This is a genomic window from Blastomonas sp. SL216 (genome assembly GCA_026625625.1).
Classification (GTDB): Bacteria; Pseudomonadota; Alphaproteobacteria; order Sphingomonadales; family Sphingomonadaceae; genus Blastomonas.
This window is the reverse complement of sequence record CP113055.1, coordinates 908,222-920,231: the sequence shown is the minus strand read 5'-3', so window position 1 is coordinate 920,231 and position 12,010 is coordinate 908,222. Positions and strand designations below refer to the sequence as shown.

The 12,010-nt window shown below is 64.2% G+C and carries 6 protein-coding genes; 3 read left to right on the top strand and 3 right to left on the bottom strand.

The genetic code is table 11. The features are described from left to right. Positions 1–3: 3 nt before the first annotated feature. From OU999_04315 to OU999_04305, 3 genes are all read right to left on the bottom strand, one after another. On the bottom strand, positions 4–963 hold the full coding sequence (locus tag OU999_04315) for a YeeE/YedE thiosulfate transporter family protein (GenBank protein ID WAC24425.1): 960 nt from the start codon (positions 961–963) through the stop codon (positions 4–6). Positions 964–1,151: 188 nt separating this feature from the next. Then, positions 1,152–1,622, bottom strand: coding sequence for a hypothetical protein (locus tag OU999_04310; GenBank protein WAC24424.1), 471 nt, complete (start codon positions 1,620–1,622; stop codon positions 1,152–1,154). Positions 1,623–2,172: 550 nt separating this feature from the next. After that, positions 2,173–7,185, bottom strand: coding sequence for an Ig-like domain-containing protein (locus OU999_04305; protein WAC24423.1), 5,013 nt, complete (start codon positions 7,183–7,185; stop codon positions 2,173–2,175). A gap of 263 nt (positions 7,186–7,448) precedes the next feature. Between OU999_04305 and OU999_04300 the strand changes: the two genes are divergently transcribed. From OU999_04300 to OU999_04290, 3 genes are read left to right on the top strand one after another with little or no spacing between them, the layout of a single operon-like run. Further along, complete coding sequence (locus OU999_04300) at positions 7,449–8,849, top strand: TolC family protein (protein ID WAC24422.1); 1,401 nt, start codon at positions 7,449–7,451, stop codon at positions 8,847–8,849. After that, positions 8,846–10,600, top strand: a complete 1,755-nt coding sequence (locus tag OU999_04295) for a type I secretion system permease/ATPase (GenBank protein WAC24421.1) — start codon at positions 8,846–8,848, stop codon at positions 10,598–10,600. The genes OU999_04300 and OU999_04295 overlap by 4 nt, the downstream gene beginning before the upstream one ends. 2 nt (positions 10,601–10,602) lie before the next feature. Further along, positions 10,603–11,895: an HlyD family type I secretion periplasmic adaptor subunit gene (locus OU999_04290; protein WAC24420.1), complete on the top strand. Its 1,293-nt coding sequence runs from the start codon at positions 10,603–10,605 to the stop codon at positions 11,893–11,895. Positions 11,896–12,010: the final 115 nt, after the last annotated feature.

Genomic DNA, 12,010 nt, shown 5'->3' with positions numbered 1-12,010 from the left:
CCTTTAACGCGCGGGAAATAACGCCGGAGAACGTCTGGCATGGGAAAGCCATAGGACCGCAGGTACGGTTACAGTCATGATGCCATAGGCAGCGAGACCACTGAGCGTGCCGCTCGGTATTGCGGCCAGGAGCAGGCTGTCGTTGCCGCCGGGAATCAGCGTACCGCCAAAGGCCATCACTGCCCCGCCCAAGATCGAGCGCCCTATCAGGGCGAATGTGGGCTTTTGCAGAACGAATGCCCCGGAAAGTGCAGCGGAGCAGACCGAGCCAGCCACAAGAGCCAGCGCGATGGCCAGCGCGCGTATATCGAGATGCAGGTCCATCCTGTTGCGCGCAACGGCAGCGTGCACCGCATCCGGATAGGACCAATGCGGTTCGAGGCCAAAAAGCAGAGCGCCGCAAACTCCCATCACCACCATCACGCCTCGCGACCACGTGCGCGCGTCAGGGCGCACTTTGCGCTGACGGCCCAGATACCACCAGCCTGCAATCAACAACCCGCCGAACACTGCCACTATCAATCCGCCAGCAAGCGAGGGCATCGCATGCGGGTTTTCGATTGGAACTCCGGCAGCGAGAATGGCCTGTTGATCGGCAATTCCGAAACCCAGCGCCAAACCCACTGGCAAAGCGAGAAAGTGGATTTCGCCCTGCCCGATGCGGGCTAGGGTCCCCAGCAGGCACGCGTCGTTAATCACTGCCCCGACGCCGATCAACACCGCGCCGACGACTAATGCCGCAGAAACCGGGACATCAGCCGTGACATGAAATGTCGATCCTGACAGCCAGCCCAACGGATAGGTCACAAGCCCAGCCGCGCTGGCCGCCAAGACGAAGCCTATGAGCATCGTTCCATGCCGTTTGAACACCACCTCCTTGGCGGCTGTTACGGCACAGGTGCTGCCCCTTCCGATCGACAAGCCGACAAGAAAGGCACACGCAACAAGAGCAATCAGCAGCACGACAATTGCCTACCCATGTATTCCGAACTCGCCGACAGCGAGCAGGTCAGCGGCCCGTAAGGTTGGCCAATGCTCATCTCGATGACCTTCCCCCTGCACTCACCACGGAGCGTTATTCGCCGCGGAAGGGCCATTGGTTTCACCGCTATTGGCATTTGCCAATCGGACTTTGGTATCCATTGAGATGGCTACCATGACGCTGGGAAGCTTCGTGCAAACGGACGCGTTCGGTCGATCAATCCAGGGTAGGCCTCACCAGGATCGACAACACATTTGGAACTTCGCGCATGACCATAACGTCGATAGAGACCATTTCGTTCATCTATAAACTCGGAATGGTTTACCCGATGCCTCGCGCCGAGAGCATCTGCGGCAGCGATCTCGTTCTCTGTCAGAGCAAAGAAAAAGCCGTCGAACCCTGCCTTCACCCGCGGCTGGTTTGCGGTCTTTATTTCGATGAACGTTATCTCTGAGAGACACGCGCAAACCGAACTAATGTCACTGGCGTCCAAATCGGGCGGCACCGCGAGCGCGTCGAAACTGGACGCCTTGATGTGCACGCCAGTCGCCGCCAAAGCATCAATCAGCCGCCGCAGCGCGATACCCTTCGGCCTAGCAACCCATTGCTTGTTGCCCAAGACATCCTGATGCTTGGGCACCGTTTAGTTTTATAGGCGACGGCCAGCAGTAATTTTTGGTCGCACCGACCAAAACTCGGCCAAAAATCCAGGGGAGAGAGGTGGACTGCGCCCGGACCGCTGCATGCGTTCATCAAAAAGTTGACGCAGCAATTAAGCATTAGCACGTCCGATCACCATCGCGCGACGCACATGGCTGTGGCGTTTCTAGTCCGCTTTCGGGAGTTCGCGTATGAACTCTTATGACCGACTTTAGGGCGCCTCGCTGACCGTCTACTTCGGGGCTTTCAATAGGCAGTTTCTGCCAGGAGCACACATTCATCGTGGCTGTCATGAACAACCGGCTCTGGGGCGCGTGCTGCCGGAAGCGAAATGACGGTTCATGGGACAAATCTGCCTACCCAAAGCACTTCCTTGAATGACCGGTTTCGCCAAAAGTGGGCGTCGCTGCCAACATCAGCGAACGACTGCGTCAGAACAAAGCGGACGTCAGGATAGCGACTTTCAGTAGAAGCACAGGCAGGGCAATGTGCCGGGAGGGCAAGGTCTGCCCACCCGGCTATCGGTTTCGTCAGAACAGCGTTTCGGAGAAGAAGGGCAGGTTCTCGTGCCTCACATTCACCGCGCTGAAATCACTGACGCCCAGCAGTGTCACCGATCCGCCGAATGACAATGTCAGTTCGAGATCGTTGACACCATCGCGGTTCACGTCACGCACGCGGGTGCGCAGGATGTCGATTCCGCTATCGAGCAGGATCGAGTCTTCCGCTGTATTGAAGTCGGTGATGGTATCGTTGCCCGCGAAGAAGCTGTACGTGAAGCTGTCGCGTCCGGCGCCGCCCGTCAGCGTGTCGTTGCCGCCATCGCCAGACAGCCGGTCGTTGCCGATGCCGCCGTTCAGCGTGTCATTGCCGAGCCCGCCGGAAAGCAGGTCATTGCCATCGCCGCCGAACAGCTTGTCATTGCCTAGACCGCCCCACAATTCGTCATGACCGCCCAGGCCATTGAGCGTGTCGTTGCCGGTGAGGCCGTAGAGCGTGTCTTCGCCTGCCGTGCCGTTGAGCATGTCGGAGAAGAGCGAACCATAGCGGGTGATGCCATCGGCAATGCCGGTGACCCGAACCTCGACCGTCGCCGTGCTGGTCAGGCCGCCGGCATCGCGCACGGTGTAGGTGAAGCGGTCGGTCACCACCTCGCCCGGTGCGAGATCGTCGAAGCTGTCGTCATCGGCGATATAGCGCAGGCTCTGCGTCGTCGGATCGAACACCAGCGTGCCCAGCGTCTGGCTGTCATTGACCGCAGAGATGGTCAGCGTGGTGCCCGCATCGGGATCGGCATCGTTGCCCAGCAGCAGCGACCACAGATTGTCGGTGGTGCCATCCTCGTTGACCGAGACGGTGTCATTCGCCGCGACGGGCGCTTCGTTGACATTGGTGACGCCGACCTGGAAGGCCTTTTCGGTGCTGAGACCACCCTGATCTGTCACCTTGGCGGTGATCGCGAAATTCGGGGTTGCCTCGAAGTCAAAGCCCCGGGTCGTGGTGACGATACCGGTCACCGCATCGACGGCGAAGCGGCCACCGGCATTGTCCACCAGTTCATAGCGCAGCGTGTCGCTGGCGCGGTCGGTGGCGCTCAGTGTGCCGACCACGGTGCCCGCCGCGCTGTTCTCAGCCACGCTGGCATTACCCAGCACGAGGTTGGTCGGCGCGGCATTGGGCAGCGGCAGCAGGAACGAGGCGAGCAGCGGATCGTGATCGGAGACGCGGTTCGGGCCATCGGGCTGTTCCGAATTGATGTGCACCGGATCGACGATCACATTGGCGAGCAGTCCCGGAGTCACCAGGAAATTGTCGAGCGCCTGCGCATTGCCGCCGAAGTAATAGCTGAACCGTTCGGCTTCCGGCAGTTCGCGCAGGATGTTCGACAGGATGCCGCCGGCTTCGAGCAGTTCCAGCGAGTCCTCGAAATAGAAGCCGTTGAAATCGCCGAGCACGGCGATATTCGCGCCAGGGTTGTTGCTCAGAATGTTGGTGACATAGGCGCGGATCGCCTCGGACTGGGCGATGCGCGCGCCCTCGCCAGCGTTCACCGGCGGCTGCTGCGCGCCGAACAGCGGGCTGCTGCCTCCGCGCGAGGTCGAGTGCACATTGATCGTGGTGATCGTCTGTTCGTTGAAGGTGAAAGTCGCGGCTAGCGGCGAGCGGCTGTTGTTGAACGCCGCACCCGGCACCAGCGCAGCGCTGCCCTCGACATAATCGACGCGGTTGATCTGGTACAGGTAACCGTTGCGGATATTGCCGTTGGGCTCGCCCCCAGTGGTGTTGGGCGCGCTCGGGGCCACTTCGACATAGGCATATTGCGGACCACCGGCGGCGTTGATCGCCTCGATGATCAGATTGGCGGTGACGGTGCCCGACAGGTTCGATCCGCTGCCGGCGCCATCGGCGTCTTGGATTTCCTGCAGCGCGATGATGTCGGGCGCGCGCAGGTTGAACACGATGTCGCTGGCGAGCAGGTTGAACTTGATCGCGCCGTCGCTGGGGTCGAGATTTTCGACATTGTAGGTCGCGATGGTCAACCGGTCGGGCGTGCCGAACAGACTGGTCGTCTCACGGGTCAGTGGACCGGCATCGGTCGTCACGGCCACCGCCTCGGTCACCTGCAGTTCGTAGGACTGGAAATTGTAGCTGATGATGCCGGTGACGTTCGAAAGCACGTCGCCCTGGGTGTAATTGGGGCTGAATCCCGCGAACAGATTGGTGTTATCATCGATCTGGATACGCTCGGGATTGTAATCGTCGACATTGTTGGCATCGCCCGAGATGGTGATGCCGCCACGGCTGTTGACGCCGGTCGCACCGGTGCCGCCCGAGGCGACGACAAAGGTCTCGCCGAACTCGTTGGTGTTGCCGGTTACCAGCGGAGCATCGATGGTGACGCGCATGCCTTCGAGCGATTCATAGAAATCGGCGGCGTCGTTCTGCGGGTCATAGGTCTGGAAATTGTCGTCATCGAACACCGCGCTCGGGGGCAGCACGCCGCCGGCGCCAGCGCCGATCAGCGTCGCGGTCGGCAGGGCGTTGCCGGTCGAAACCAGCGTCGCGGCCGACTGGTTGATCTGGGTGATCGTGAGATTGGTGGTGTTGTTGCCGGGCAGGAACTCGGCGACGGTGCCGCGCACCTCGACCGAATCGCCGACGCTGCGGCCCGGCGCGCCGTTGGTGAACACGAAGACCGCATCCGAGGTGCGGGCATCGCCGTCGCCGGTCGCGTCCTGCAGATAATAGCCATTGGCATCGACCGCGGTGACGATACCGCGTGTGATCACGGTCTGGCCGACATAGTCCGAACGATGGCCGAGGCCCTGGATGGTGTAGATCGCCAGGTCGACCGGGTCGTCATTGGTGATCGTGCCGGTGGCGCTGCCATCGATGATCGTCGCGTTGCTGGCATTGGCCAGCGTCACACTCAGCGTTTCGTTCAGCTCGGCCAGCGTGTCACCCTGAACCGGAACGACAATCTGCTGGCTGCTGACGCCAGGCGCGAAGGTCAGCGTGCCCGAGAGCACGGCACCGCTGCCGAGATCGGCTGCGTTGGCGGTGCCATCGAGGTTGATCGTGTAATCGACCGTCGTGGTGAGACCGCTGGCCCCGGCGCGGCGCACGGTGAACACCAGGTTGCGGGTGCCCGCATCGCCCTCGACCACCGACGTGTCGAGAATGCGCAGTTCACCGGGCGCATTGGGCGACAGGAAGCTCTGGCCGGTATTCACGCCGGCATAGGTGTTGGTCTGCGCCGTAGCCCAGGTGAAATCCTCATAGCTCGATCCGGTGCCGATAAGCTGCAGCGAGGTGCCGACCGGGTCGCCATCCTGCGCGACGCCGATATCGGTGCTGGTCAGGCCTGCAGCCGGACCATTGGTCGCGGTGAACGTGCCTTCGTAGGACAGGAACTGGACGACGCGGCCCAGATTGTCGACCAACGCAAAGCCGTCGGGCGCGCCGTTCTGAATGCCCGGTGCGGGGAACGACAGGGTGCCGAAGCCATTGTTCTGGTCGGGAATGGTACCCGACAGTGCAATGCCGTTCACCGATCCGCCGGTTGCGGCATAGGCGACGCCGCCATTGCCGTTGTACAGCACGATGCGCCAGCCTGCGAGATTGGTGCCCGCAGCACCCGCGACCTCGATCGTCTCGTTCACATCGGCACCGGCGGTGTCGTAATTGATCTCGTTGACGAACACATTGGCGATGGGCGCGGGCGCGACATCGTCGTTCAGGATCGTACCGGTCGCCGTCGCGGTGCCGATCTGGGTGCCCATATTGGCGTTCGACAAGGTGATGGTGAAGGTCTCGTCGGGCTCGACAACTGTGTCGCCAAGCACATCGAGCGTGATAACATCGACCCATTCACCATCGACCAGCGTGACGCGCCCGACAAAGGCGCTGCCGGATACAAAGTCGGCTGCACTGGCGTTGCCGAAATTGACCGTATAGTCCGCCGAGGCTTCGCCGCTGCCGCTGCCGCTGCGGGTCACTTCAAAACGAATCTGGGTGGCACCGCTATTGCCTTCGGTGACGCTCGCATTGGCGATCGAGAGCGATGGCGGCAGCGGCGAGGCATCATCGTTGATGATCGTGCCGGTAGCCGTGGCAGTACCAATGGTGCCGGCGGTGGTGCCGGTCAGCGTGACCTCGAAGGTCTCGTCGCCCTCGAACAGCGTGTCGTTGGTGACCGCAACGCGGATTGCGCGCTGCGTTTCCCCATCGGCAAAGCTGATGGTGCCTGCGGTGGCGTTGAAATCAGTTCCCCCCGTCGCGGTGAGACCGGCAAGCGTGTAGCTTACCGTTGCCGCGCCGCTGCTGCCGCCGGTGCGGGTGACCAGCAGGTCGACAAAGCCCTGGGCTTCGCTGGCCGATGCCGAGGCGACCGAGAAGGTGCCCGGATTGGCGGCCTGGCCGACCGGAGTGATCGAGAAATCGTCAATGCCCAGACCGTCATCGGCACCGGTGGCGTCCGAATCCACCCAGCGGATCCAGAAGGTTGCGCCGGCGGGGATGCCTTCCAGAATGTCATAGGTTGCCGAAACGGCGGTGCGGTTGGCCGCCGCGTTGCCGTCGAGCGCGCCAAGCCCTCCTGCCGTGACCGGCGAGCTGAAGTCGAGTGCGTTGACGTCGATCCAGGTGCCGGTGGTCAGGCTGGTCGCGTCGAAGCTGATCTGGAAATCGAGCCGGTCGGCGCGGCCTGCGGTGCCCAGACGCCACTGTTCGCCGGTATAGGCGATCTGCAGCGAAGAGATGACGGCACCGGTGTCGTTGGTGAACTGCGCACCGATGGTGGGGGCGTTGGTGCCACTGCGCAGCGAACCCAGCGCGCGGTCACTGCTGCCGGCGGCGCCGAAGCTATAGGTATCCCCGCCATTGCCCGAGCCGGTCCCGGCTGCATATTGGCCGTTCACCGTCGCGCTGGTGCCCGATTCGCTGATGAACCAGCCGCTGGGCAGCGCGCTGCTGGTGCCGGAATTCGCCAGCGTGTCGAAATTCTGGTTCAAGGCAGAGCCAAGGGTGGTCAGGCTGGGCATGGGTCTTTCCTCTTCTGGCGGGCAGGCGCGCCCCTTTTGCGGGGCGAGACCCCGAAGCCGCGCTGGCGTAGAGAACCTGCATGACGCTTCCGTGAAAATCTAATGGCATAGGCGAAATTTCTGTGGATGAAGGCGGCTGCATGTCCATTTTTGAGACAGATCCTGGTTGTCATGAAAACGCCATCGAATTGCGCCAACGCCCCCCTCTGGCCGACGGCACCCTGGCTCCGTACGACCTCAAGCAGCGAGGGTTTGCATTGCGCGTGTTTCTGGCATCGGGACTGATCGGGCTGGTTCTGACCGGCCAGCCAGCCTGTGCCCAGCCGACAGCGCTGCCTATCCCCGAATCGGATCCGCTTTCGATCGACATGGATTCGGATCCGCTGCTCGCGCTCGAACGGCAGGATGGCGGGCTGGCATTGTTCAAGCAGCGGCTGCAGGAGGCCGCCACGGAAAGCCCGGCGATTGCGGAGGCTGAGGCGCGCAACCTTGAGGCAGTCGCCGGGCGCAGGCTGGCCAAGGCGGGTCAATTGCCGGCGGGCGAACTCTCCATCTCGAGCTTCCGCACGCTCAGCCGCGAATTTTCCAACGATCCGCAGAACATCATCGAACGCTCGCGCGCGCGCCAACGCACAGACGCGCTGATCTCGCTCACCCAACCGCTGATCGATTTCGGCGCGAGCGGCGATCGCATCGCTGCAGCCGAGGAGCGCGTGACGAGCAGCGAAGCGCGCTTTACCGGCGTCGCCGAGGATGTCGGCCTGCGCGCGATCTCCGCCTGGTACGATCTGTTCGCGGCGCGGACGCTGGTTGCGCTAGGCGAGGCGCTCGATGCCAGCCATGTCTCGCTCGGCGAGGCGATCGATCAGCGCATTGCGCAAGGGGTGTCCGCCCGCGCCGACCGGATCCGCATCGACGGCACAATCGCGGCGGCGAGGGCAAGGCTCGCAGGGTTCCGCCGGTCCGAGGCCGGGGCCGTCGCGCGCTTTACCGAGCTGCTCGGCGTGCCGCCCGAAAGGATCGAACGCGCCCCACTGCCGACGCCGGTGCACGTTCCCGATGCCGAGACCATCGCCCAGGCGATCGAGGCGACGCCAGCGGTGCGCGCGGTCGAGGCCGAAGCCAAGGCCTCGCGCCGCGATGCCCAGGCGCTGCGCGCCGACCTTCTGCCCAGCATTTCGGCCAGCGTCGACGCCGGACGCTATGGCGTTTTCGAGACCGATATCGATTACGACGTGCGCGCGCGGCTCAATGTGCGACTGCGGCTATTCGGCGGCGGCGATGCCCGCGCCGACCAGGCGGCAGCCCGCGCCATGGCCGATGGCGCCCGCGCCGACCGGGTGCGCGACGAGGCGCTGCGCGAGGCCAGCATCGCTGCCTCCGATGTCCGCGCGCTCGAGGAGCAGCTGGTCGCGCTGCGCAACAATTATGTCGCCACGCGTATCTCGCGCGATGTGCTGACCGAGCGTTTCCGCGTCGCGCGCGGATCGCTGTTCGACGTGCTGAGCGCCGAGGACGCCTTATTCGCCACTGCTACCGCCTATATCCAGGGCATTGTCGATCTCGATCTGGCGCGCTACGTCCTGCTCGCGCGCACCGGCGGGCTGCTCCCGGCCCTGGGGCTGGACCGGCTCTCGCCCACCACCTGGGAGGCCGTCCGGTGAATATCGTCGAACGCCCCCCGCGCTTTGCCCGATGGCTGACCGAACCGATGCAGCGCAACCGCGCGATCTATGCCAAGGTTGCGCTCGCCGCGACGGTCATCAACCTGTTCGGCATCGTCACGTCCATGTTCACGATGACGGTCTATGACCGCGTACTGCCCAACAACGCGACCTCGTCGCTGATCGCGCTCACCATCGGCCTGGCGATCGTGGTGATCTTCGATTTCGTGCTGCGGACCCTGCGCGCCTATTTTGCTGATATCGCAGGAGCCCGCATCGACGAAGAGATCGGCGACACGGTGTTCCGCCGGCTGCTGGCGATCCGCATGGACGTGCGCTCAGGCTCGACCGGATCGCTCGCCGCGATGATGCGCGAACTCGAAAGCCTGCGCGACTTCTTCGCCTCGATGACGCTGACCGCACTGGTCGACCTGCCGTTCATCCTGGTGACGCTTGCCGTCATCGCGATCATCGGCGGTCCGCTGGTCTTCGTGCCGATGCTGATGGTGCCGCTGGTCATCATCGTCTCGCTGCTCGCCCAGCCCGCGCTCGACCGGCTTTCTGCGCGCGCGATGCAGCAGGCGCAGCTAAAGCAGGCGGTGCTGGTCGAGGCGATCGGCGGGCTGGAGACTGTCAAGGCGAACAATGCCGCGCCGCTGCTGGGCGCACGCTGGCAGGCGGCGATGGAAAAGCACTCGCATATCTCGCTCAACCAGCGGCTGGTCTCGACCCTCGCGGTCAATGTCGCGGTGATCGCCAACACGATCAGCTATGCTGGCGTCGTTGTTTCGGGCGTCGGCATGATCGCGAGCCAGAACCTCACGATGGGCGGGCTGATCGCCTGTTCGATCCTCGCCGGGCGCGCGGTTGCCCCTTTGGGCCAGATCGCGCAACTGATGACTCGGCTGACCCAGGCGCGCACCGCCTATGCGCAGATCAACGCAATGCTCGAGCACCCGCCCGAGGGTCCGGCGGAAAAGGCCATCGCGCCAAAGGTGACAGGCCAGATCGAGCTGCGCAACGTCAGCTTCCGCTATCCCGGCCAGGCCGAAGCAGCGCTGAGCGATGTCTCGCTGCGCATCCGCCCCGGCGAGAAGGTCGCGATCCTGGGCCGCATGGGGTCGGGCAAGTCGACCATCGCGCGGCTGATCATGGGGCTGTACGCGCCCGCCGACGGGCTGGTCCTGATCGATGGCACTGACATGAAGCAGATCGACCCCGCCGCCTATCGCGCGCGGATGGGCGTGGCACTGCAGGAGAGCGTGCTGCTGAGCGGCAGCATCCGCGACAATATCATTCTGGGGCGCCAAAGCGTCGACGATGCCGAGATGCTGCGCGCGGCGCATGTCTCTGGCGCGCACGATTTCATCGGGGTGATGGCCAATGGCTATGACCTCGTGCTCGCCGATCGCGGCGAGAGCCTTTCGGGCGGGCAGCGCCAGGCGATCGCGATGGCGCGCGCGCTCGCCGGATCGCCGCCGCTGCTGGTGTTCGATGAGCCGACAAGTGCCATGGACGTGCAGACCGAGGCGCGGCTGATCAAGCGGCTCGCCGCCGAATTGGCCGAGCGGACGCTGGTGCTGATCACCCATCGCCCGCCGATGCTGCGGCTGGTCGATCGTGTCATCATCATGGAAGGCGGCAAGATCGTCGCCGACGGCCCGCGCGACGAAGTGCTGAACAAGGCGGGCGCGGCCTCGGGCGCGGCATCAGCCGTTCAGGGCAGCGCCCCGACGGTACGGGCGGTGTGACGATGGACGAGACGACGATCGAACAGCGACTCGACCGGTTGCGTCCGGCCAAAGCGTCGAACCTGCTTCTCTGGGCTATCCTGGCGTTTCTTGCGATTTTCGTGCTCTGGGCGGCGTTTACCGAAATTGATCGCACCGTGCGCGGCGAAGGCCGGGTGGTGCCAAGTTCACGGTTGCAGATCATCTCCAACCTCGAGGGCGGGCTGATCGCGCAGATTCTGGTGCGCGGCGGCATGGACGTGAAGGCGGGGCAGGTGTTGCTGAAGCTCGACCCCACCCAGACCCGTGCCGAATTCGGCAGCAACAGCGCGGCCACGGCGGCGCTCTCGGCCAAGATCGCGCGGCTCGAGGCGGAGTTGGACGGTCGTGAGCCCGTCTATCCTGCCGGGGCCGATACGGCGCAGGTACGGATCGAGCGCGCATTGCACGATGCGCGCATGGCCGAGCTCGCCAGCCTGCTCGCCGGGGCGGGGGCACGCCAGGCACAGGCGGGCCGCGCGGTGCTGGAAGCGCAATCGATGCTTGCCGCGCGCCAGTCCGCACGCGAGGCCGCCGCGAGCGAGCTCGAGATGATCCGACCGCTGGTCGAGCGCGGAATCGAACCGCGCCTGGCGCTGGTCCAGGCGCAGAATGCCGCGCGCATCTCCGCAAGCGAAGCGCTGGCGCAGACCGAGGCGCTGGGCCGCGCGCGCGCCGCCGCCTCGGAAGCGGCTGCCGAGGCCAACCGCGTCCGGCAGGAATGGCGCGCCCGCGCGGCGACCGAGCTTGCAGGCGTCCAGGCAGAACTTGCCGCGCGTACCCCTTCAACCCCTGTACTGGCGGACCGGGTGCTGCGCACCACCGTGCGCGCGCCGGTCGCGGGCCGCATCAACCGCGTGCTGGTGACCACCATCGGCGGCAGCGTCGCGCCGGGCCAGCCACTGGTCGAGCTCGTGCCGCTGCGCGACCAGTTGCAGATCGAGGCCCGGGTCCGCCCGCAGGATATCGGCAGCGTGCATATCAACCAGCGCGCGAAAGTGGATGTCACCGCCTATGATTCGGCCATCTACGGCTCGCTCGAGGGCAAGGTTGCTAGCATCTCGCCCGATGCGGTGATCGATGAACGCACGGGCGAGTCCTTTTATCTCGTCCGCGTCGTGACCAGCGCCGCCGCGCTGACCGACAAACGCGGCAAGAAGCTACCGATCGGCTCGGGCATGGTCGCCTCGGTCAGCCTGCTCGGCGACAAGCGCAGCGTGCTGAGCTACATCCTGACCCCCATCACACGGGTGGCCGACGAGGCATTCCGCGAATAGGTTTATGCAAGCCGCGCCATGCGGAGGCTGATCCCAGTCAAGCATCTCTAGATGCGCTCGTTCACAGTGCACTCAGGTGATCGCTCAGGGGCAGCTTTTGACGAATGCGGATAGC